Annotated in this window: 23 protein-coding genes and 1 pseudogene; 6 read left to right on the forward strand and 18 right to left on the reverse strand. The window is 75.8% G+C overall.

The features are described 5' to 3' along the window. Window positions 1–41: 41 nt before the first annotated feature. A complete protein-coding gene (locus H7K62_RS19835; protein ID WP_186721897.1) occupies window positions 42–1,070 on the reverse strand; it encodes an ATP-dependent 6-phosphofructokinase in 1,029 nt (342 codons plus the stop codon). A 167-nt stretch (window positions 1,071–1,237) separates the two neighbouring features. Here H7K62_RS19835 and H7K62_RS24325 point away from each other — a divergent pair, with 167 nt between their 5' ends. Beyond that, window positions 1,238–1,450: a DUF5302 domain-containing protein gene (locus tag H7K62_RS24325; protein ID WP_186721899.1), complete on the forward strand. Its 213-nt coding sequence runs from the start codon at window positions 1,238–1,240 to the stop codon at window positions 1,448–1,450. Window positions 1,451–2,125: 675 nt separating this feature from the next. Here the strand turns inward: H7K62_RS24325 and H7K62_RS19845 are convergent. Continuing rightward, on the reverse strand, window positions 2,126–2,581 hold the full coding sequence (locus tag H7K62_RS19845; protein WP_186721901.1) for a hypothetical protein: 456 nt from the start codon (window positions 2,579–2,581) through the stop codon (window positions 2,126–2,128). 77 nt (window positions 2,582–2,658) lie between these two features. Next, the gene (locus H7K62_RS19850; RefSeq protein ID WP_186721903.1) at window positions 2,659–4,245 is read right to left on the reverse strand and encodes a methyl-accepting chemotaxis protein; all 1,587 of its coding nucleotides are present in this window, start codon (window positions 4,243–4,245) and stop codon (window positions 2,659–2,661) included. A gap of 215 nt (window positions 4,246–4,460) precedes the next feature. Here H7K62_RS19850 and H7K62_RS24455 point away from each other — a divergent pair. Next, window positions 4,461–4,595, forward strand: a pseudogene (locus tag H7K62_RS24455) (DNA-binding response regulator); the annotation flags it as partial. A 112-nt stretch (window positions 4,596–4,707) separates the two neighbouring features. Here H7K62_RS24455 and H7K62_RS19860 read toward each other — a convergent pair. Then, window positions 4,708–5,208, reverse strand: a complete 501-nt coding sequence (locus H7K62_RS19860) for a GAF domain-containing protein (protein ID WP_186721905.1) — start codon at window positions 5,206–5,208, stop codon at window positions 4,708–4,710. A gap of 400 nt (window positions 5,209–5,608) precedes the next feature. On the opposite strand from H7K62_RS19860, the gene H7K62_RS19865 reads away from it, so the two are divergent. Next, window positions 5,609–6,286, forward strand: coding sequence for a hypothetical protein (locus H7K62_RS19865; RefSeq protein WP_186721906.1), 678 nt, complete (start codon window positions 5,609–5,611; stop codon window positions 6,284–6,286). A gap of 85 nt (window positions 6,287–6,371) precedes the next feature. On the opposite strand, the gene H7K62_RS19870 is transcribed toward H7K62_RS19865, so the two are convergent. The 7 genes from H7K62_RS19870 to H7K62_RS19900 all read right to left on the reverse strand — a co-directional run bounded on the left by H7K62_RS19870 (window position 6,372) and on the right by H7K62_RS19900 (window position 11,982). Continuing rightward, a complete protein-coding gene (locus tag H7K62_RS19870; RefSeq protein WP_186721908.1) occupies window positions 6,372–6,974 on the reverse strand; it encodes a hypothetical protein in 603 nt (200 codons plus the stop codon). After that, on the reverse strand, window positions 6,971–8,314 hold the full coding sequence (locus H7K62_RS24330; protein WP_186721910.1) for a DUF58 domain-containing protein: 1,344 nt from the start codon (window positions 8,312–8,314) through the stop codon (window positions 6,971–6,973). The genes H7K62_RS19870 and H7K62_RS24330 overlap by 4 nt, the downstream gene beginning before the upstream one ends. Next, window positions 8,311–9,297: an AAA family ATPase gene (locus H7K62_RS19880; RefSeq protein WP_222437921.1), complete on the reverse strand. Its 987-nt coding sequence runs from the start codon at window positions 9,295–9,297 to the stop codon at window positions 8,311–8,313. Before H7K62_RS19880 ends, H7K62_RS24330 begins: the two co-directional genes overlap by 4 nt. Continuing rightward, window positions 9,294–9,863 (reverse strand): hypothetical protein, encoded by a 570-nt coding sequence (locus H7K62_RS19885; protein WP_186721911.1) that lies wholly within the window; start codon window positions 9,861–9,863, stop codon window positions 9,294–9,296. The genes H7K62_RS19880 and H7K62_RS19885 overlap by 4 nt, the downstream gene beginning before the upstream one ends. Then, window positions 9,860–10,585: a DUF4129 domain-containing protein gene (locus H7K62_RS19890; protein ID WP_186721913.1), complete on the reverse strand. Its 726-nt coding sequence runs from the start codon at window positions 10,583–10,585 to the stop codon at window positions 9,860–9,862. The genes H7K62_RS19885 and H7K62_RS19890 overlap by 4 nt, the downstream gene beginning before the upstream one ends. A gap of 63 nt (window positions 10,586–10,648) precedes the next feature. Then, window positions 10,649–11,230: a dihydrofolate reductase gene (locus H7K62_RS19895; RefSeq protein WP_186721915.1), complete on the reverse strand. Its 582-nt coding sequence runs from the start codon at window positions 11,228–11,230 to the stop codon at window positions 10,649–10,651. Then, entirely contained in the window at window positions 11,227–11,982 is a 756-nt protein-coding gene (locus tag H7K62_RS19900) for a thymidylate synthase (protein WP_186722003.1), read from the reverse strand. Before H7K62_RS19900 ends, H7K62_RS19895 begins: the two co-directional genes overlap by 4 nt. A gap of 112 nt (window positions 11,983–12,094) precedes the next feature. On the opposite strand from H7K62_RS19900, the gene pcp reads away from it, so the two are divergent. Beyond that, the gene (gene pcp / locus H7K62_RS19905; RefSeq protein ID WP_186721917.1) at window positions 12,095–12,787 is read left to right on the forward strand and encodes a pyroglutamyl-peptidase I; all 693 of its coding nucleotides are present in this window, start codon (window positions 12,095–12,097) and stop codon (window positions 12,785–12,787) included. A gap of 156 nt (window positions 12,788–12,943) precedes the next feature. Here pcp and H7K62_RS19910 read toward each other — a convergent pair whose 3' ends face one another. The 3 genes from H7K62_RS19910 to H7K62_RS19920 all read right to left on the reverse strand — a co-directional run bounded on the left by H7K62_RS19910 (window position 12,944) and on the right by H7K62_RS19920 (window position 16,302). Continuing rightward, window positions 12,944–14,035, reverse strand: coding sequence for a CNNM domain-containing protein (locus H7K62_RS19910; RefSeq protein WP_186721924.1), 1,092 nt, complete (start codon window positions 14,033–14,035; stop codon window positions 12,944–12,946). Next, on the reverse strand, window positions 14,032–15,435 hold the full coding sequence (locus H7K62_RS19915; protein ID WP_186721926.1) for a hemolysin family protein: 1,404 nt from the start codon (window positions 15,433–15,435) through the stop codon (window positions 14,032–14,034). The genes H7K62_RS19910 and H7K62_RS19915 overlap by 4 nt, the downstream gene beginning before the upstream one ends. Window positions 15,436–15,597: 162 nt before the next feature. Then, complete coding sequence (locus tag H7K62_RS19920; RefSeq protein ID WP_370591868.1) at window positions 15,598–16,302, reverse strand: HAD-IA family hydrolase; 705 nt, start codon at window positions 16,300–16,302, stop codon at window positions 15,598–15,600. A gap of 19 nt (window positions 16,303–16,321) precedes the next feature. On the opposite strand from H7K62_RS19920, the gene H7K62_RS19925 reads away from it, so the two are divergent. Then, window positions 16,322–17,557: a heparan-alpha-glucosaminide N-acetyltransferase domain-containing protein gene (locus H7K62_RS19925; protein WP_186721928.1), complete on the forward strand. Its 1,236-nt coding sequence runs from the start codon at window positions 16,322–16,324 to the stop codon at window positions 17,555–17,557. Window positions 17,558–17,589: 32 nt separating this feature from the next. On the opposite strand, the gene H7K62_RS19930 is transcribed toward H7K62_RS19925, so the two are convergent. The 3 genes from H7K62_RS19930 to H7K62_RS19940 are packed head-to-tail and all read right to left on the reverse strand — an operon-like array spanning window position 17,590 to window position 19,078. Further along, on the reverse strand, window positions 17,590–17,769 hold the full coding sequence (locus H7K62_RS19930) for a hypothetical protein (RefSeq protein ID WP_186721931.1): 180 nt from the start codon (window positions 17,767–17,769) through the stop codon (window positions 17,590–17,592). A gap of 39 nt (window positions 17,770–17,808) precedes the next feature. Continuing rightward, a complete protein-coding gene (locus tag H7K62_RS19935) occupies window positions 17,809–18,564 on the reverse strand; it encodes a hypothetical protein (protein ID WP_186721933.1) in 756 nt (251 codons plus the stop codon). Continuing rightward, a complete protein-coding gene (locus H7K62_RS19940) occupies window positions 18,551–19,078 on the reverse strand; it encodes an RNA polymerase sigma factor (protein WP_222437923.1) in 528 nt (175 codons plus the stop codon). Before H7K62_RS19940 ends, H7K62_RS19935 begins: the two co-directional genes overlap by 14 nt. A gap of 143 nt (window positions 19,079–19,221) precedes the next feature. Between H7K62_RS19940 and H7K62_RS19945 the strand changes: the two genes are divergently transcribed. Beyond that, window positions 19,222–20,097: a DUF4394 domain-containing protein gene (locus H7K62_RS19945; protein ID WP_186721935.1), complete on the forward strand. Its 876-nt coding sequence runs from the start codon at window positions 19,222–19,224 to the stop codon at window positions 20,095–20,097. A 131-nt stretch (window positions 20,098–20,228) separates the two neighbouring features. Here the strand turns inward: H7K62_RS19945 and H7K62_RS19950 are convergent, their stop codons facing one another. Further along, the gene (locus tag H7K62_RS19950; RefSeq protein ID WP_222437924.1) at window positions 20,229–20,681 is read right to left on the reverse strand and encodes a hypothetical protein; all 453 of its coding nucleotides are present in this window, start codon (window positions 20,679–20,681) and stop codon (window positions 20,229–20,231) included. Between the last annotated feature and the right edge of the window lies 1 nt (window position 20,682).

Genomic DNA, 20,682 nt, shown 5'->3' on the forward strand with positions numbered 1-20,682 from the left:
AGGAGCGGCCCGTCGTGAGCTGCCCGGGTGGGCTGGTGGTGTCAGCCGGAGACGTGCTTCAGCTCGTCGATGCGGGCCGTGCTCACGGTCTTCAGCTCGCCGGTGGCCTCGGCCAGCGGCACCTGGACGACCTCGGTGCCGCGCAGCGCGGCCATGGTGCCGAAGTTCCCCTCGGCGATCGCGGTGACGGCCGACAGGCCCGAGCGGGTGCCGAGGATGCGGTCGTACGCGGTGGGGGTGCCGCCGCGCAGCAGGTGGCCGAGCACCGTGACGCGGGTGGCCAGGTCGGGCAGCTTCTCGTTGAGGATGCGCTCGAGCGCCTCACCGGCGCCCTTGAGCTGCACGTGGCCGAACGCGTCCAGCTCGGCGCCGGTGTGCGTGACGTCGCCGCCGGCGGCGATGGCGCCCTCGGAGATGACGACCAGGGGGGCCTCGCCGCGCTCGGCGACCCTGGCGATGGTCGCGGCGACCTCGTCGGCGTCGTACTCCTGCTCGGGCAGCAGCGTGACGTGGGCCGAGGCGGCCATGCCGGTGTGCAGGGCGATCCACCCCGCGTGGCGGCCCATGACCTCGACGATCATGGCGCGGTGGTGGCTGGCGCCGGTGGTGGCCAGGCGGTCGCACGCGTCCACGGCGATCTGCACGGCGGTGTCGAAGCCGAACGTGTAGTCGGTGGCCGACAGGTCGTTGTCGATGGTCTTGGGGGCACCGACCACCTTGATGCCCTGGCTGTGCAGGTGCGTGGCCACGCCGAGGGTGTCCTCGCCGCCGATCGCCAGCAGGGCGTCGACCTCGAGGCGGGCCATGGTGGCGCGGATCGCGTCGACCCCGCCCTCCATCTTGACCGGGTTGGTGCGGGACGAGCCGAGGATCGTGCCGCCGACGGGGAGGATGTGCTCCACCACGGAGCGGTCGAGCGGCGTGGTGAGCCCCTCGATCGGGCCCTTCCAGCCGTCGCGGAAGCCCACGAACTCGAACCCGTACGTGTCCGTGCCCTTCAGCACGGCGGCACGGATGACGGCGTTGAGGCCGGGGCAGTCGCCGCCCCCGGTGAGAACTCCGATGCGCATGGTCGCCCACCCTAGCGAGGGCGGCCGGTGTCCCCCGCCGTCGTCGTCCTGCCGGTGCAGCGCGGCACGACGACGACGGCGGCCCGCCGCGGGAAACCCCCGTGACCGCGCACGAGCGGGCGCGCGAGGATGGGGCGCCAGCACCCGACGCCCACCAGGAGGACGACGTGCCTGAGCCCACCGACAGCGCCGCCGAGCAGACCCCCGACGCCGCAGCGCCCGAGGAGACGCCGGCCGAGGCGCAGAAGCGCCGGTTCAAGGAGGCCCTGGAGCGCAAGCAGGGCGTGAAACACCCGCACGACGAGGTCGCCGGCGGCAAGAACCTCCACGGCCGCGGCGGCGCCACGGCCCGCCAGGAGTTCCGCCGCAAGTCCGGCTGACCCCTCCCACCGTGATCATGGGCTTCCGGAGCACTTTCCAGCCGTGATCATGGACTTCCGGAGCCGCGCCGGCGAGGCTGTCGAGCAGACCCGCCAGCGCGGCTCGCGCGCAGACGCACGCTGCTGGTCCCGGACCCACGTGGGACCCGTCGCCACCGGTCGCCGGAGGTGCCCTGCGTGAGCGGCGTCCCCCACCCTCGGTCAGCAGCCACCGGGTCGGCTGGTCGCACGGACGGCGCTCTCGGGCGCGTCGCGCTACGGCGTCGAGCAGGGCCTCGGGCACCGGGCCGCGACGGCGCCGCCGCCGGCGCTGATCGCGCGGATGACGGCGCGCAGCTCAGCGGTGCCGCGGTCCGGGGCCGCCCTCATCCGGCCGAGCCCGGCGCGGGAGGGCAGGCGGCACGCTCGACGCCGAGCTCCACTCGCTGGTCGCGCTCAGCGCTGCGCGGGTCCTCGGCGTGCACCTCTTCCGCACCAGCTGCCGCAGCCGTGACGACCTCGGCGCCGATGAGCAGGTCGGCCCGCCGAGGCCTCTGGGTCGCTCGGCGGCGGACATCTGCTTCTCCTCGCGTCCGCGATGCAGCCGTCTGCTCGACTCGAAGATCGCTGTCGACTCCTGGGCCCGGGACACAGCCACCGGCGCGTCGTCTGCCAGGACGGGAGTGCCTGGAACGGTCATCCGTGGGTGAGATCTGTCAGAGCTGTGGGGGACAGCGGATCTCTGGTGAAGGCGTCCAGGGCCAGGGTGAGCTGCGCTGCGACAGCCCCGGGGTCTGCCCGGGGCTGCTGATGAGGCACCGTCAGGTCCACCATCAGGCTCGAGAGCAGGGTGAGCAGTGCATCGAGGTTGGTTCTGACGGTGCCCAGCACCGCGGCATCGCTCAGAGCTTCGGACGCCGCTGGTGCGTGACCGCGGTCCAGCAAGCGCAGTCCGCTGACCAAGACCGAGGCGGCGTGGGCCTTCGTCAGGCGATCAGACACGTCGTCGACGCCGTTCGCAGCGCCGGTGAGGTCCCTGCCCGCTTGGGCGAGCAGTCGCTCGAAGCGGTGCAGTCGCTCGAAGTTCTCCAGCAGGATCTGTTCGACGATGCGCCCGTAATCGGGTGGGTAGATGAATTCGACGTCGTTCATGGTGCACCTGTTCCATCCGCCGGACGGCGAGCTCCAGTCCCACGGCCAGTGGTTCGGGCCGGGTGATGGGCGAGTGGTCAGACGGTGAAGCGGCCGGTGAGCTCCTGGAGCTTGGCCGCCGAGGCGGCCAGGGCGCTGGCGGTGGCGGCGGTGTGCCCAGCTCCTTCGCGGTTGGCGTCGGTGCCGGCGGCGATGTCGGAGACGTTCGCGGAGATCTGCGCGGACCCGGTGGAGATCTCCGTGACGTTGCGGACCATCTCCGACGTGGTCGCCGACTGCTCCTCCACCGCCGCGGCGATGGTCGACTGCACCTCATCGATGCGACCGATGACGTCCCCGATCTCGGTGACGGCGGCCGCGGCCGCTGCGGCGTCGCTCTGGGTGGCGTTGACCTTGCCGACGATCTCCTCGGTGGCCTGAGCGGTCTGGCGGGCCAGCTCCTTGACCTCCCCGGCCACCACCGCGAAGCCCTTGCCGAGCTCTCCGGCGCGGGCGGCCTCGATGGTGGCGTTCAGGGCCAGCAGGTTGGTCTGCTCGGCGATGGTGGTGATGAGCTTGACGACGTCGCCGATCTCCTTGCTGGAGACCCCGAGGCGCTCGATGGCGCCGCCGGCCGAGCCGGCGGCGGTGACGGCGTTGGAGGCCATGGCGGAGGCGTCGGCGGTGGCGGTGGCGATCTGGGCGATGGCGGCGGTCATCTCCTCCCCGGCGGCGGCGACGGTGGAGATGGAGGCGGTGACCTGCTCGGAGGCTGCTGAGACGACCTGGGTCTGGGTGGCGGCCTCCTCGGCGCCGGCCGAGATCTGGGCGGCCACGCTGGACAGGGAGGCCGAGGACGCGGCCAGGGAGCGGGCTTCGGCGGCGATGTCGCGCATGGCGGTGCCGAGGGTGGCCACGGTGGTGTCCACGGCGTCGGCGAGCTGGCCGACCTCGTCCTTGGTGGTCAGGCCGACGCGGCGGTCCAGGCCCCCGGCAGCGACCTCGCGCATCACGGTGACCACCTTGGACAGGGGCCGGGTCACCGACCGGGCCACCACCAGGGCGATCGCCACGGCCAGAGCGATGGCCACCACGGTGCACCCCAGGAGCAGGACGACGGCATCGTGGTAGGACGACTGCCCCTGGACAGCCATCGTCGTCGCGGCGTCAGCCTCGGTCTTGTTGATGGTGCTCAGCGCCTCCAGAGCCTTCTTGGCAGCTGGGTTGGCGGTCTTGGCGCGCAGGTCGACGAAGCCCTTCAGATCGTTGGCCCTGGCCAGCGGGATGAGCTGGTCGACAGCGCTGCGCCACTGCGCCAGGGCGGAGGTGTACGCCTCCTGCTGGGCCGGCGTGGTGGCCGGTTCGGTGGCCAGGTACGCCGTCCACTGCGCGTCCAGGGCCTGCTGATCGGCGTCGAGGGCCTTCAAGGCTGCGTCAGTCCCGGCGCTGTCGGGAGTCAGGGCGGCGTTGGCCAGGTCGAACCGAGCCTGCACGAAGGCGGTCATCGTCCTGCCTGAGGTCTCCACCGAACCCATCCCACTGGTGGCCAGCAGGTGCAGGTTCGCCTGCGACCCACCCAGCCGCAGGATGCCCACCCCGGAGACGGCGAGCAGGAGCAGGCAGACGACGGCGAAGCCCAGGCTCAGCTTGCCGGCGATGCGCAGGTCGTTGAAGCGGCGGATCATGGCGTCTCCTGATGTGTGCAGGGGGGAACGAGCGCACGTCCGTCGTGGCTCGGTGGCCCATCGCTGTGACATCGTGTGCCGCCCCCCAGGTCTGCAGGGGTCTTTGGTCCCGTGGCGATGGGCCCGAGGGCTCACGCGGTCGGGGACGCGCCGTTGCGGGCGGCCGTAGGAGCGGGAAGGCTCGGTGGCCGAGCAGCCCACACCTCCACGAGGTGGTGCGCCGCGGCGTGGCCGTGCTGGACGTGCGCCTGCCCGACGGGGACGGCGTGGCCGTGTGCCGCGAGCTGCGATCGCGGATGCCGGACCTGTGCGTCCCTGTGATCACCAGCAACAGCGACGACGAGGCCCTGGGTGAGCCCGGCGGGCCGCTGGCGGAGCTGTCCGAGCGCGAGCGGGAGGTGCCGGAGCTCACCACCGCGAGCCATCAGCACCCGACGACCGCCACCGCCGACCCGCGGGGTGTCAGTCCAGCTCCACCAGCGCGAGGAGACGGCTGACCTGGTGGGCGAAGGCGATCAGGATGCGCTCGTCGGCATCGCTGAAGGGCGCGTCTCGCGCGAAGCGGATCAACGCCACACCCCCGAGCAGGACCCCGTCCTCCGCTCTCACCGGCGCCCCCATGATCGCGCGCAGCGGGTAGCGAGCCAGCAAGACTGCCTGCGCCGCCGACGCCTGCTCCGGCAGGGATCCCGCGGGCATGTGGTAGCGGACCACCCGACCTCCGACGACGGGTCGCCACATGCCGCTGTCCTCCACCGACCCCGGAGCGCTGACCACGCGCCCGGTCGCCTCACGCACCTCGGGGTCTGGGTGGTACCAGGCCACGGTCAGGAGCGTGCGACCGTCCTGGGTGAGGCGGCGCAGCGACACCGCCTCCGACGTCGCCAAGGACAAGCGCTCGACGAGCTCCTGGAGCAGGTGACGCAGACGCTCTTGGACGATCCTGTCGACCTGGCCGAGCAACCACTCCTGCGCCGCTGCATCTGTCACGGTCGCGCATCCCCTCACTGCAGGACTGCCACGTCCAAGCCCCGGTCTCGGACCTGGATCGGGTGGTTCCCACCGGCACCAGCCCACCCGCTGAGTCCTTCGGCGCGCCCGCAGGTCGACCTGAGGAGGTTGCCAGGCGTCGTCGCCTGCGACATCGCTGGCCAGCACGTCGTGGGACGCCAGCACCGAGCCACAGCAGCCGACCACGGCCGGCACGGCAGCACGTGGAACTCCATGGTCCTGCAGCGGGTCGAGCCTTGAGCGGTCAACACGCCGCCACCTGTCGATCCAGCGGACAGGACGGGCCCCCGACCTCCCCCTCCCGGCGGCGATGTGCGAGCCGCGGTGGCTGCGAACGGGCGAGACTGGGCGGGTGCAGGTCGAGCGCGCGGACGGGCAGGACGACGACGCCCAGCCCCGCCTCCCCCGCCGCGGCCTGCTGGTCCTCATCTGCGTGGGTGCCGCCACGCTGGTGGGCGCGCTCGTGGCCGAGGCCGTCTCGAGCGCGCAGAGCGCCGGCGGCTCCCCCGCGCCCTACGGGGTCGTGGGGTGCCAGGCGCCGGCGGGCGCCGCTCCGGTGGACGTCGCGGTGAGCGCCCGCGCGCTGAGCGCCGACGGCGCTCCCACCGCGACCCTGGGCGGGGTCACGGGCGGGCTGCAGGTGGGCGCGAGCGTGCGCGACCTCTCCGGGTACGCCGCGCGGGCGGTGCGGCCGTGCGAGGTGGTGCAGGTGACGGTCTACCTCCAGGACGCCGCGGACGGTGCGGTCGCGGGGTCGCTGCGGCAGGCGGCCGCGCCGCTGGAGGTCGACGGCGGGGACGGGCGCGGGCGCGTGGTCGCCCTGGACTGGCGCAGCTGGGAGGCCTCGCTGCCCGAGGGCGCGCGCGGCGGCGACCTGCAGGAGCAGGCGAGCTGGCTGGTGACCCTCGTCGACCCGCAGCCCGGCACGTACCGGCTCACCGGGCGCGTGAGCAGCCGGGAGGCGGTCGGGCGGCCGTCGTCGTCGGGTGACGTCGAGGTGCTCCTCGACGTCACCCCGCACAGCGGGTAGTGGCGCGCAGCAGCGTGATCGTCGCGAGGAGGGGGGCGGGGGCTGGTGGCGACAGTGGACGTGAGCGCCGCGTCCTCCCCGCCGCTCAGCGGGGCGGGCGCTGCAGCAGGGGGCGCAGCAGCACCAGCGCCAGGACCAGCAGCACCACGGCCCCGACCGCCCCCAGCACCGGCACGGGCGCACCGCCCAGACCCCCGCGGGGCCCGGGCACGGCCGCGAGCAGCGCCACCGCCACCGCCTGCGCCCCGACCTGCACCACCGCGTACCGCCGCAGCGGCCGGGCCAGCACCGCCAGCTGCACCCGCGCCCGCCACGGCAACGCCCTGACCAGCGCGGTCAGCACGTGCAGCAGGTGCACGCCGGCCAGCAGCACGAAGAACCCCGGTCGCACGGGCACCAGCGGACGCAGCACCTGCGCGCCCGCCACCACCAGCACGAGCACCACCACGGCCACGGGCGCCGGCCACACGGCCACCAGCACCCCGACGAGCACCGCCACGGGCGCCACGCCCGCCCCCGGGAGCGCCGCCAGCACCAGCACCGCCGCCACCACCCCCGCGGCGGCGCGCAGCGACAGCACCGGCAGCGCCGGCCCCACGTCCGGCCACGAGGGCGCCGCGGTGGCCGGCCCCCGCCGCGGGAGCCGCAGCGCCGCGAGCCGCTCCCCCAGCCTCCCCGGCATCTTCACCGGGGCCGCCGGCGCGACAGGGCCCGCAGCTGCGCCCGCCGTCCCGACGCGCCACCGGCGCCCGCCCAAGCGACCACCTCGACGCCCACCGCGCGCAGGTCCTCCAGGCGGTCCTCGCGCTCCATCGCCACCACCTGGTGGGCCAGCCGCTGTGCCGAGGTGCTGCCGCCCAGCCGGGGCGCCGGCAGCACGTCGACCGCCACCACGCGGTGCCCGCGGCTGCGCCACGTCCTCGCGGCCGCCCCGCCCGCGACGTCGTCGAGGAAGGTGGACAGCACGTACACCAGCGCCGACGGCGGCACGGGCGGCAGCCGCCGCACCCCCGCCAGCACCCCGGTGGCGCGGGTGGTGGCCACCGCGGCGAGCACCCGCCGCAGGTGCCGGTCGCCGGAGCCGACCGCGGTGGAGCGCCCGGCGGCCAGCAGGTCGCAGAACGCCACCCGGTCGCCGCGTCGCACGGTGCCCGCGGCGATGGCGCTGGCCGCCTGCCGCGCCAGGTGCAGCGAGCTGACCCCGCGCCGGTCGGCGCGGTTGGCGCCCCACTGCGCGACCACCTCCCCCACGTCGTCCCGGCTGTCGACGACGACGACGGCCACCGCGTCCGAGGTCGCGAGGCTGCGCCGCACGTACAGGTCGGTGATCTCCCCGGCGGTCCGCGAGCGCCGGGCCGTGGCGCGCCAGTCGATGCGCCGCAGCCGGTCGCCGGGGGTGAAGGGGCCGATGTCGCGGAAGTCGCCGCCCTGTCCGGGGCGGGAGGAGTCGTGCACGCCGCTCAGCCCGCGCAGGCCCGGGGGCAGCGGGAGGTCGGCGGCGGGGGCGAACGCGGGCGCGAGCACGCGCTCGGCGCCCGCGGGGCCGAGCGGCCCGGCCACCGCCGCGCCGTCGGGCGCCACGAGCGCCAGCGAGGCGCGCACCACCTCCTGCGGGCCCGAGACGCCGAGCAGGCGCACGCGGCCCCGCAGCTCGCGGGTGGACGGCGAGACGGCGAGCAGCCGCGAGCGCCCGCCCACCACGGTGAGGTGCACGAGGGAGGCCTCGACGCCCGGTGGCGCCTGGAGGGTCACTCGGTAGTCGACGCGGTGGTCGACGTGGTGCCCGTCCGGCACCGCCGCCTCCCCCGCCGTCGTCGTCGCCGTCGTCCCGGGGGCCGCGTCCACCGCCGCACCGGCCTCCCCGGCCGGCAGCCGCTGCCACCCGAGTGCCGCGGCCACGAGCAGCGGCGCTCCGAGCAGGGCGACGTCGGGGCGGCCCAGCAGCAGCCCGGCGGCGGCGAGCACCACGCCCAGGCCCACCGCGACGGCGGGGGACGCCGTCCAGCGCCACCGGGGCTGGTGCGTCACGGTCGGGCGTCCGCGGCCCCGGCCGTGGCGGGCCCGGGGGTGGTGGCGACCACGCCGCGGACCACCTCGGCGGTGTCGATGCCCGCGGCCCAGGCGTCGGTGGTGAGCACGAGGCGGTGGGCCAGGACGGGGACGGCGGCGCGCTTGACGTCCTCCGGCTGCACGAACGCCCGCCCGGCCAGCACCGCAAGCGCCCGCGACACCAGCAGCAGCGCCTGCGAGCCGCGGGGGCTGGCGCCCACCTGCACCGAGGGGTGGTTGCGGGTGGCCACGGCCAGGTCCACGCAGTAGCCGGCGACGTCGGGGTCCACGTGCACGGCCTCCACGGCGGCCTGCAGGGCGAGCACCCGCTCGCCGTCGACCACCGGCTCCACGTGCGCGGCCTCCTGGCGGCGCTCCACGCGGTTGAGCAGGATGCGCTGCTCCTGCGCGCGGTCGGGGTAGCCGACGGCCAGGCGGACCATGAACCGGTCCAGCTGGGCCTCGGGCAGGGCGTAGGTGCCCTCGTGCTCGACGGGGTTGGACGTGGCGACCACCCGGAACGGCTGCGGCAGGGGGTAGCTGCGGCCCTCCACGGTGACCTGCCCCTCGGCCATCGCCTCCAGCAGCGCCGACTGCGTCTTGGGCGGGGTGCGGTTGACCTCGTCGGCCAGCAGCAGGCTGGTGAAGACCGGCCCGGGCTGGAACTCGAAGCCGCGGGCCGCGGGGTCGTAGACGAACGAGCCGGTGATGTCGGCGGGCAGCAGGTCGGGGGTGCACTGCAGGCGCCGGAACTCCAGGCCCAGCGCGCCGGCCAGGCTGCGCGCGGCGAGGGTCTTGCCCAGGCCGGGCACGTCCTCGAAGAGCACGTGCCCCCCGGCGAGCAGCGCGGCCAGGGCCAGCTCGAGGGCGTCGTCCATGCCCACCACCACGCGCCCGACCCGGTCCAGCACCTCCCGCGACAGCGCCGCGACGTCGGCCACCTCCAGCTGCTGCTCGCTCACGCGCGGCCTCCCCCTCGAGGTGTCGGTCCCAGGTCTTCCAGCCGCGCCAGGCAGTGGGCCACGGCCCGCGTCCCGGGCGTCGGGGAGGAGCGGGAGAGCAGCACGCGCACCGCGGCGGCCCCCAGCAGCTCCTCGGCGGCCGGCCGGTGGGCGGGGTCGTCCAGGTCCACGCCGCGCCGGCGCAGCCGCGCCCGTCCCAGCGCCTGCACCCGCACCAGGCCCGCCTGGCCCATGCCGCCCTGGCGGGCGGTGAACGCCACGCTGAGGCCCACCAGGTCGCTGCGCGAGCCCGGCTCGGAGGCCGGCGGCGCCTGCGGCCAGCGGTGCTCGTCCGCGCGCGGCAGCACCACCGCCACCGCGGCAGCGCACAGCAGGGACGCGGAGGTGGTGACCACCTCCGCGGCGTCCCAGCCCGCCACCACCATCGCCACCGCGAGCACGACGACGACGGCGAGGACCACCTGCAGGCGAGTGCGGCGCGGCGGGCGCAGGAGGGGTGCCAGCGGAGCGAGCCACGTCCGCGCGGTCGGCGCCGTCAGCGCGGTCGGTGCGGTCGGCGCTCTCACGTGCCGCTCCAGGAGCGGGCCAGCGCCCGCAGGGCGGCACGGGCGCGCGCGGCGTCGTCGTCCTGCTCGTCCTGCTCGTCCTGCTCCACCGGGCTGCGGGTGCGCGCGCCGGCGCGGACCCCGAAGCGCGCGCGGGCGTACAGCTCGCGCAGCACCTCGACCGCCTCGCGGTCCGCGGGGACCCTGCTCAGCAGGCGGGCGGTGAACTCCGTGGGGGTCTCGGCGGCGGCGCGCGGGACGCCGGCGTCCGCGGCGGCCTCCTCCAGGCCCAGCCAGGCGCGGACCACGGCGTCGTCGAGGTCCCGCGGGGACTCGAGGACCTCCAGCGACCTGGCGATGCCGCGGCGCACCGCGGGCGCGGCGGCCGCAGCGGTGCCGGTGCCGGTCACCTCCTCGAGGGGGTCGAGCGACTCGGGGCGGCTGCGGCGGCGCTGCCACAGCCGGGACACCACCAGGGCGACCAGGCCGGCCACGAGCAGCGCGGCCACCACCACGAGGAGGGGACCCAGCCAGCCGGGCAGGTCCAGGCCGCGGCTGCCGGGCGCGGGGGTCAGCGGGGCCCGGGTCGGGGTGGGGGTGGGTGTCGGCAGGGGCGCCCCGGGCAGCGTCGCCGAGCGGCCGGACGGGGCGGTGAGGCCCTCCGCGGCCGCGGCGAGCACCACCAGGAGCGCCGCGACGGCGCAGCCGGCCACCAGCGGACGGGTCGAGGCGCCGGCGGACAAGGCCTCAGACAAGCACGTCCGCGTGCCCCGGGCCAGACACCCGGTCAGACACCCGCCCCGCTGTCAGGTGCGCTCGTACCAGGTGATCCGGTACCGGGTGCCGTTCTCCGCGGTAGCCCAGCCGCCGCCCTCCGGCTCGCGCCGTGACACCGCCCAGCGCGCCGGGTCGACGGTCGGGGCGAGCGCCAGCTGGTCGCGCTCCTGGTCGGAGCCGGCCTCGACGTCGACGTCGACCTCCGTGACCGCGAGCACGTCGACGGCGTGCTCGGCCAGGGCGAGGGCGTACACCTGCGCCCCGCCGATCACCCACACCTCGCCGTCGGCGCCCTCCCCCGGCTCGGCGGCGGCGCTGACGGCGGCCGCGAGCGTGGTGGCGGTCAGCGCGCCCGGAGCCGACCACGCGGGGTCGCGGGTGAGCACCACGCAGCGCCGGCCCGGCAGCGGCCGCCAGCGCTCCGGCAGGGAGTCCCAGGTGGCGCGTCCCATGACCACGCCGTGGCCGCGCGTGGTGCGGCTGAAGTGGCGCATGTCCTCCGGCACGTCCCACGGGACGGTGCCGTCGGCGCCGATGACGCCGGTGCGGTCCTGCGCCCAGACAGCGCCGACCCTGGTGGGGCTGCCCGGCGCACCGCTCGCCCCGCTCATACGGCGACCGGCGCCTTGATGGACGGGTGGTGGACGTAGCCCACCACCTCGACGTCCTCGTAGGCGTGCTCGAAGAGCGGCGCCGGACGCAGCTGCAGCCGCGGGAACGGGTGCGGGTCTCGGGATAGCTGCTCGCGGACCGGGTCGACGTGGTTGTCGTAGACGTGGCAGTCGCCACCGGTCCAGATGAAGTCACCGACCTCCAGGCCCACCTCGGCAGCGACCATGTGGGTCAGCAGCGCGTAGCTGGCGATGTTGAACGGCACACCGAGGAAGAGGTCAGCGCTGCGCTGGTACAGCTGGCAGGAGAGGCGACCGTCGGCCACGTAGAACTGGAAGAGGGCGTGGCAGGGCGCCAGCGCCATCTTGTCGAGCTCGGCCACGTTCCACGCCGAGACGAGCATGCGGCGCGAGTCGGGGTCGCGCCGGAGCGTCTCGACCACCTGCGCCAGCTGGTCGACCGTCCCGCCGTCGGGGGTGGGCCACGAGCGCCACTGCACGCCGTAGACGGGACCGAGGTCGCCGTCAGGGCCGGCCCACTCGTCCCAGATGGTCACGCCGCGCTCCTGCAGCCACCGGGCGTTGCCGTCTCCGCGCAGGAACCACAGCAGCTCCAGCACCACTGAGCGCAGGTGGACCCGCTTGGTGGTGACCAGCGGGAACCCGGCGGACAGGTCGTAGCGCAGCTGGGCGCCGAACACGCTGCGCGTGCCGGTGCCGGTCCGGTCGCTCTTGGCAGCGCCGTGGGCCATGACGTGCGCGAGGAGGTCCTCGTACTGGCGGTCGGCGGGCGCTGGCTGCTCCGAGGTCACCGCGGAAGGCTAGACCGCGCCGCCGACAGCGCGGTCCGGCGCCGCGTGCAGCATGGGGGGCGTGGACGTCCGACCGACCCGGGTGCTGCTCACGGGCTTCGAGCCCTTCGCCGGCGACGAGGCCAACCCGTCGTGGCCGGCGGCCCAGCGGGCGGCGGAGCTGCTGGCCTCCGACCCGGCAGGACCCGCGCGCCGACTGGAGGCGCACACCCGGTTGCTGCCGGTGGAGTTCGGCCGCAGCGCCGACCTGCTGCGCGCGGCCGTCCGCGAGGTGCGCCCCGCCGTCGTCGTCTGCGCCGGTCTGGCGGGCGGCACCGAGGCGGTGCGGGTGGAGCGGGTGGCGGTCAACCTCGACGACGCCCGCATCCCCGACGGCGCGGGGCGCCAGCCCGTGGACGTCCCCTCCGTGCCCGGCGGGCCCGCGGCCTGGTTCGCCACGCTGCCGGTCAAGGCGGCCGTCCGCGCCGTCGTCGAGGCCGGCGTGCCGGCGCAGCTGTCGGCCAGCGCGGGCGGGTTCGTCTGCAACCACGTCTTCGCCGCCCTGATGCACCACCTCTCGGAGCAGGACGACGACGAGCGCGCCCGCGGCGGCTTCGTCCACCTGCCGTGGGCGAGCGACCTGCCGCACCCGCCGGACGCGCCCACCCTGCCGCTGGAGCAGCTGGCGCGGGCGCTGGCGGCCGTGGTCCGCGCGGCGCTGGAGCACCGGGCCGACCTGCGCGTCCCCGGCGGCGCCCTCCACTGACCCGCCGGACCCGCGCACCCTCCCGCACGTGCCGCGGGAAGCGCGGGGAGTGCGGGAGGGGGACCGCTGCGGTGCAGTCCAGGGTCAGGAACGGGCCCGTCCGGGCCCTGGACTGCACCGCAGAGGCGCAGCGCGACGGGCCCGAGGACCTGAGCCTCAGCGCGCCGCGGTGGCGGCGCTGGTGCCGAGCGCCCGGCGCGACGGCGACGGCGAACCGCCCGTCCGCGCCGGCTCCGCCACCTGCACGGTCTCGGGGAACAGCCGGCCGATGATGTCGCTGACCGTCACCACGCCCGCGGCGCTGGAGCCGTCGGCGCGCACGAGCACCAGCTGGTTGCTCGTGCGGCGCATCGCCGCGAGCGCCGTGCCGAGGCGGGTGTCCGGGTCCATGACCAGCACGTCGCTGGCGCGGTCGGCGACGGGGGCGTCGTCGGGCAGCAGCAGCGTGTCGCGGACGTGCACGACGCGGCGGGGCGCGCCGTCGTCGTCCTCCAGCAGCACGCGCAGGTGACCGGAACCGCGGCTGGCCTCGCGCACCTGCTGCGCCGTGGCGCCGGCGGGCGCGGCGGTGAGCACGGGCCGCTCGGGCAGCAGGTCGGCGAGCACCACCTGCTCCAGGTCGAGCGCGCCGGTGATCCGCACCCGGTGGCTCGCGTCGAGCGCGCCGACGCTGGCGGAGTGCTCCACCAGCTGGCGCAGGTCGTCGGAGGTCGAGCTGTCCTGCTTCTCGTTGACGGGCTCCACGCCGATGCGGCGCAGCAGGGCGTTGGCCATCTCGTTCATGAGCAGCAGCGCCGGCCGGGTCAGGAGCATGAAGGCGCGCATGGGGATCGCGAGCAGCGTCGCGGAGACCTCCGGGTGCGCGATGGCCCACGACTTCGGCGCCATCTCCCCCACCACGAGGTGCAGGAACGTCACCACCACGAGCGCGAGCACGAAGGCCAGCACGTCGGCCACCCAGTAGGGCAGGCCGGTGGCCTCGAGCAGCGGCGTGAGGGCGTAGTGCACCGCGGGCTTGGTGATGGCGCCCAGCGCGAGGGTGCAGGCGGTGATGCCCAGCTGGCAGCCGGCCAGCACCACGGTGAGCTCGTTGGACGACTTCAGCGCGGCGCGGGCGGCGCGGGAGCGCTGCGCGGCGTCCTCCAGGCGGTACGGCTTGGAGGCGAGCATCGCGAACTCGACGGCCACGAAGAAGGCCGACAGCGCGATGATGAGGGCGGTCCAGCCCGAGACCTCGAGCCAGCTCATGCGGGCACCTCCTCGGCGCGCTCGTCGGCGCCGGCGCGGTGGCCGGCGGGTCCCCCGGCCAGCTCGACCCGCACCCGGCTGGGCACGTGCCGCTCCACGGCGAGCACCTCCATGCGCAGCACCCACGGGGCGTCGGGCTCGTCCTGCAGGACGGCGGACGGGTCGGGCGGGAGCTCCACCTCCACCCGGTCACCGACCGCGGGCAGGGTGCCGTGCGCGTGGATGACGAGCCCGGCGAGGGTCTCGACGTCGGAGCGGACGGGGAAGTCGTGCCCGAGCAAGCGCTCGACCTCGTCCAGGGGCTCCTGCCCGGAGACCTCCCAGACGTCGCCGGCGGCCTTCAGGGGGCGCGTCGGGGTCTCGGCGGGGTCGTCGTGCTCGTCCGTCAGCTCACCGACCACCTCCTCGGCGATGTCCTCCACGGACAGCACGCCGGCCAGGCCGCCGTGCTCGTCGATGACGCAGGCCAGCTGCGCGCGCGCCGCGGCCATGGACCGCAGCGCCACCGGCAGCGGGGTGCTGGTGGCCACGAGGTGCGGCGGCCTGGCCAGGTCGGCGGCGGTGCGCACGGAGGGGCCGGCGCCGAGCAGGTCGGTGAGGTGCACGACGCCCACCACGCCCTCGTCGTCGACCACCGGGTAGCGGGAGTGGCCGGTGGCCATGAGCTCGCGCAGCTCGCCGACGCTGGTGCCCGCGCGCACGACGTCGGTGCGGGGCCGCGGGACCATGGCGTGCTCGGCGTCCCGGTCGGGGAACTCCAGGATCCGGTCGAGCAGCACCGACAGCTCCGCGGGCAGGTCACCGCTCTCGCGGGAGGCGCTGACGATGTGGTCGAGGTCGCGCGCGGTGGCGGTGGAGTCGACGTCGTGGACGGGCTCGATGCGCAGCAGGCGCAGCAGCGCGTTGGACGCGGCGTCGAAGACCCGGATGACCCACCCGAACAGCGCCAGGTACACCCGCGTGGAGGAGGCGAGCGCCGTGGAGGTCTGCTCGGGCCGCGCGATGGCGTAGTTCTTGGGGAGCAGCTCTCCCAGCAGCATCTGCACGACCGTGGCGAGCAGCAGGCCCGCGACGGTGCCGATGGCTAGCCCGACGCCCTCCGGGACGCTGGCGACGCCCAGCAGCTGCGACACGGCCCGCCCGATGAGCGGCTCGGCGGTGTAGCCGACCAGCAGCCCCGTGACGGTGATGCCGAGCTGCGCGCCCGAGAGCATGAACGAGGTGCGGCGGGTGATGTCGAGGGCGCGCGTGGCCGCGGCGTCGCCCTTCTCCGCCCGGGCGCGCAACCGCGACCTGTCGACCGACATGAAGCCGAACTCCTGGGCCACGAAGTACGCGGTGCCCGCGGTGATGACGAGCACCACCACGAGCCCGGCGAGCAGGAGCAGGACGGCGGTCACCGCTCACCACCGCCCGCCGCAGCCAGGGGCGTCGGGGACGCGGGGCGGGGACTTCGAGGCTCCTGGGGGGAGCTCGAGGAGCGATCGCGCGAGGCGGTCATGACCTTCCGGGGTGCTCGGGCGGCGTCCGTGCTGGTCACCGCGGGAGCGCTCCATGGTGCCTCAGGCGGGCAGCACCCGCACGCCGTGATCGTCGGCCACCAGCCGCACCCCCGACAGGTCGACGACGACGGCGTCCGCGGCCGCCGCCTGCAGGTCGCCGACGCGGTGCGTGGTGGCCACGGCCAGCGTCGCGGCGCCGGCGGCCCGCCCGGCGGTGATGCCGGCCGGGGCGTCCTCCACCACGAGGCAGCGGGCCGGGTCCACCCCGAGCCGCTGCGCGGCGAGCAGGTAGGGGGCCGGGTCGGGCTTGCCGCGCTCCACGTCGCTGGCGGTGACGACGACGCCGGGGACCGGCAGCCCGGTGGCCCCGGCGCGCGCGGTCGCCAGCGGGCGGGTGCACGACGTCGCGATCGCCGCGCGGCCCGCCGGCAGCGCCGCGAGCGCCTCGCGCGCTCCGGGGAGGACGACGATGCCGTCGGTGTCGGAGACCTCGATATCGTCGATGCGCTGGGTGGCCGAGGTCCACCGGTCGGCCGGCAGCAGCCGCTCCACGATCTGGGCCGACGGGATGCCGTGCATCCCGGCCAGCAGCGCCGGGTCGACGCCCTCCTCATCGGCCCAGCGCATCCAGGACCTCACGACGACGGGGCCGGAGTCGATCAGCGTGCCGTCCATGTCGAACAGCACGGCGTCGAAGGTCCGCTCCGCGAGGGCGTCCAGCCCCAGGGGCAGGCCCTCCGGCACGGGCAGGGGCTCGGTGTCCACGGCGGGCAGACTAGAGGGGGTGAGCACACCCTCCTCCCCGGCCGCCCGCTCAGGGCCGGCCGCGCAGGCCGGCGGGGCCCCCGCACGTCGCGAGCGCCTCGTGGGGGTCGACGCCGCCCGCGGGGTGGCGCTGCTGGGGATGATGGGCACGCACCTGGTGGCCAGTACCACGGCCGGCGGCGGCACGAGCTGGGTGTACGAGGTGTTCAGCGGCCGCGCGTCGGCGCTGTTCGCGGTGCTGGCGGGGGTGGGGCTGGTGCTGGCGACGGGCCGCGGCCCCGACCGGATGCCACCGCGGGGCCTGGAGCTGCGCGCGGCTCGCGCCGGGGTGCTCGCCCGCGCCGGGGTGGTCGGGGGCGTCGGGCTGCTGGTGGGCCTGGCGCCCGGCTACATCTACGTGATCCTCGTGTACTACGGGCTGCTGTTCGCGGTCGCGTCGCTGTTCGTGGGGCTGCGGTTCCGCACCCTCGCGGTGCTCGGCGGCGCGTGGCTGCTGGTGGGCCCGGTGGTGGCCCGCCTGGTGCGCCCCCTGGTCTCCGGGCCCGGCAGCGCGCCCACCTTCGACGTCCCCGACCCGGCCTCGCTGCTGCACCCGCTGGAGCTGCTGACGGGGCTGCTGGTCACGGGCGTGTACCCGGTGATCACGTGGACCGGGTACCTGCTGGTGGGCATGGCCGTGGGCCGGCTGCCGCTGCACCGCGCGGCCGTGGCGGGCTGGCTGCTGGGCACCGGGGCGGTCGCGGCCGTCGCGGCGGCGCTGGCGTCCGCCGCGGCCCTGGGCGCCGCGGGCGGCGTACAGGTGCTCGAGGGCCAGGCGCCGCCGTCGTGGGGCCTCACCGACCTGCCGCACGCGCTCGACACGTTCCTGCCCGGCGCCACGCCGACGACGACGTGGGCGTGGCTGCTGGTCGACACCCCGCACTCGGCCACCCCGTTCGACCTCGTCGGCACCACCGGCAGCGCGCTCGCCGTGCTGGGGGCCGCCCTGCTGGTGGGCAGGGCGGTGCCGTGGCTGCTCGCGCCGCTGGCCGGTGCCGGCGCGATGACGCTGACGCTGTACTCCCTGCACGTGGTCACCTCGCTGCCGACCGGTGAGGTGCTGGGCCAGTACGGCTCCTGGCTGTTCCACGCCGCGGCGGCCGTGGTGGTCGGGCTGGCGTTCCGGGAGGCGGGCCGGCGCGGTCCCCTGGAGGCGGTGGCCGCCGCAGCGACGCGCGCCGCCCGTGCCCGGGTCCTGCGCCCCTCCTCCCCGTGATCATGGACTTCCGAAGCACTTTCCCACCGTGATCATGGACTTCCCGAGCACTCCCCGGTCACGATCATGAGCTGCTCGAACCCCTGGCACGGCGCTGCGCCACCGTCCTGCCCGGTGGCGGCCACCACCTCGCGGGCCCGCGGCCGCCAGCGCGACGGTCCCGGGAAGATCCGCACCCGCGGCCCGAGGACGCTCGGGAAGTCCATGATCACGCCCGGAAAGTGCTCGGGAAGCCCATGATCACGGAGGGGTCAGGTGGTGACGGGGGGCAGCTCCGCGTCGACGACGGCGGCCCCGCTCGGGTCGAGCACCTGCACGCGCGACGCGTCGGCGCGCAGCACCGCGGCGTTCATCGTGCAGTCGACCGCGCCGCCGGTGCCGAGCACCGTCCCCGCCACCACGGCCCGCCCGGCCTCGTCGACCACCACCACCTGGTAGGTCCGGCCCCGCTGGAGGCCGGTGAGGTCGAGCACGGTCTCGGTCCCCCACGTGTGCGAGACCACCGACGCGGTGGCGCCGACGCCGTCGCTCGTGCTGGTGGAGACCCGCTCCACCGCACCGAGCGTCCCCGGGGGCCCGGTGAGGACGGCGGGACGCCCGCTCTGGTCGATCGCGCCCCGGACCAGCGCCCCGCCCACCCCGCCGAGGGCGAGCAGCAGGCACGCCGCCAGTGCGAGCCCGGCCGTGCGCCGCGCCGAGCGGCGCTGCCGCGGGAGCGGGAGGACGACGGCGACGGGCGCTGGCGCGCTCGTCGTCGTCCCGGTGGTCGGACCGGTCGTGCCGGTGGCCGTGCCCACCCGGTCGCCCAGCCCGGGCGAGGCGCTCTCGCGCCAGGCGGCGGCGGGGTCCCGCAGCGGCTCCAGCTCGGCCAGCACCGCCCGCAGCTCCGCCAGCTCGGCTGCCGCCGACGGGTCGCGGGCGAGCAGCGCGTCCAGCTGCGGGCGCTCGTCGTCGTCGAGGTGACCGGTCGCGGCGGCGGCGAGCAGCGCGCGGTCAGCGTCGTCCACCGTGGTCCCCCTCCTGCTGGTCGGCCGCGAGCTCGGCCCGGAGGGCCTTCAGCGCGTAGAACATCCTCGTGCGCAGCGTGGCCACCGCCACACCCGTCTCCCGTGATACGTCCGCGTAGTCGCGTCCGTTCAGGTGCACCTCCACCACCACCCGGCGGTGGTCGGGGCTGAGGGCCGCCAGCGCCTGCGCGAGCCGCATCCGCTCCACCACGGCCGCGGGGGCGTCCCGCGGGTCGGCGGCCTCCGGGACGGACCCGTCGGCCACCGGGGGCGCCCGCCGGGCGCGGGAGCGGGCGGCGTCCACCACCACGTTGCGGGCGATGGCGAACAGCCAGGTGCGCACCGACCCGCGCTCGGGGTCGTGCCGGTCCGCGGCGCGCCAGGCGCGCACGAAGACCTCCTGCACGCAGTCCTCCGCGAGCGCCCGGTCCCTGAGGGCGCTGGCGGCGAAGGCCACCAGGGACGCGCCGTGCTCGGCGTACGCGGAGCGCACGTCGAACGCGCTGCGCCCCACCTGCTCCCCCTGCCCGCCCGACGGCCGGTGCACCACCGGTCCGCGAAAAGTACAGATGGCGGTGAACGCGGGCGAAGCGGGCTTCGTAGGACCGGGTGAACCCCTCCGCTCCTGGAGGGGCCCCGACCACAGAGGAGAACACCGTGGGACTCACCCGCACCGCCGCCGCCGCTGCCGCCGGAGCGCTCGCCCTGTCCGCCGTCGGCGTGGGCGCCGCCCAGGCGCACGACCGCTCGGCCAGCTCCGGCCAGCAGCACGGGGGCGGCCAGAGCGTGGTCGGCCTGGCCGCCGAGGGCACCTCGGTGGTGCAGCTGAGGGTCGGCAAGGGCGTGCAGGCGAGCCCGGCGAAGAAGGTCACCGGCCTGGCCGGGGACGGCCGCCTCGTCGGCATCGACCACCGCGTGCAGGACGGCAAGCTCTACGGCGTCGGTGACAAGGGCGGCGTCTACACCCTCGACGCCGCCACCGGGGGCGCCACCAAGGTCGCCCAGCTGACGGTGGCCCTGGAGGGGAAGGCCTTCGGGGTGGACTTCAACCCGGCCGCCAACGCGCTGCGCGTCATCAGCGACAGCGGCCAGAACCTGCGCCACCCGTTCGCGACCCCCGGCGCCGCCACCGTGGCGGACAAGCCGCTGAACTCCCCCACCGCCACCCCGCCGGTGGACCGCACGCAGGGCGTGACCGCCGCGGCGTACACGAACAACGACACCGACGCGAGCACCGGCACGGTCCTGTACGACATCTCCACCGCCACCGACCAGCTGCTCATCCAGTCGCCCGCCAACTCCGGCGCACTGGTGCCGGTGGGCGCCCTCGGCGTGGACGCCCAGGGCGACGCGGGCTTCGACGTCCTGTCCGAGCTGCGCGGCGGCAAGGCCGTGGGCGCCAAGGCGTGGGCCTCGCTGACCGTCGGCGGCACGCAGGGCCTGTACGAGATCAACCTCGTGAACGGCTCGGCCTCCAAGGTCGGCGACCTGCCCGCCGGCGTCACCGACATCGCGGTGCCGCTGGCCCGCTGAGACCCGCCCCCGAGGGGGTGAAGACCGAGGACGTCGGGCCGGGAGAGGGGGCCGGCCCGGCGTCCTCCACACCCAGCTCCCTCGTGATCATGGGCAGTCAGCCACCTCCTCAGGTGGCCGACTGCCCATGGTCACGGTCGGGGGGTGGTGGCCTTGTGCAGCGTCCCGGCCCGGCGCATCGCCGCGCGGGCGCGCTTGCGGTCCCCGGCGGCGTCGTAGGCGCAGGCCAGCCGGAACCAGGAGCCGAAGTCGTCCGGGGCCGCCTCGGTCTCGGCGCGGTAGCGCTCGAAGGCGGCGTCCGCGGCGGTCCGCTCGATGCGGCCCGCCTCGTTGCGCGGCAGGTCGTCGGGAGGCAGCCGCCCCTCCGCCTCGAGCTGGTGCGCCATCTTCTCCGTGCGCACGCCGAACACCAGCTCGCGCCCGATGGCCCACACCACCACCACGGGCAGGATCAGCACGCCCACGCCGAGCGCGACCGCCACCGGCTCACCGCTGGAGACGAGCACCACGCCGCGCTGCCCGAGCAGCACGAGGTAGAGCAGCATCGCCGCCAGCAGCAGGCCGATGACGGCCTTGGTCTTCACC

Source organism: Quadrisphaera sp. RL12-1S (assembly GCF_014270065.1).
In the GTDB taxonomy this organism is placed as follows: Bacteria; Actinomycetota; Actinomycetes; order Actinomycetales; family Quadrisphaeraceae; genus Quadrisphaera.

Excerpts from the sequence above, each read along its gene's own strand:
- pcp (WP_186721917.1), top strand. The coding sequence starts at position 12,095 with ATGGGGGGCGTGGACGTCCGACCGACCCGGGTGCTGCTCACGGGCTTC.
- H7K62_RS19850 (WP_186721903.1), bottom strand. The coding sequence starts at position 4,245 with ATGATCCGCCGCTTCAACGACCTGCGCATCGCCGGCAAGCTGAGCCTG.
- H7K62_RS19910 (WP_186721924.1), bottom strand. The coding sequence starts at position 14,035 with ATGAGCTGGCTCGAGGTCTCGGGCTGGACCGCCCTCATCATCGCGCTG.
- H7K62_RS19895 (WP_186721915.1), bottom strand. The coding sequence starts at position 11,230 with ATGAGCGGGGCGAGCGGTGCGCCGGGCAGCCCCACCAGGGTCGGCGCT.
- H7K62_RS19900 (WP_186722003.1), bottom strand. The coding sequence starts at position 11,982 with ATGGCCCACGGCGCTGCCAAGAGCGACCGGACCGGCACCGGCACGCGC.
- H7K62_RS19845 (WP_186721901.1), bottom strand. The coding sequence starts at position 2,581 with ATGAACGACGTCGAATTCATCTACCCACCCGATTACGGGCGCATCGTC.
- H7K62_RS19835 (WP_186721897.1), bottom strand. The coding sequence starts at position 1,070 with ATGCGCATCGGAGTTCTCACCGGGGGCGGCGACTGCCCCGGCCTCAAC.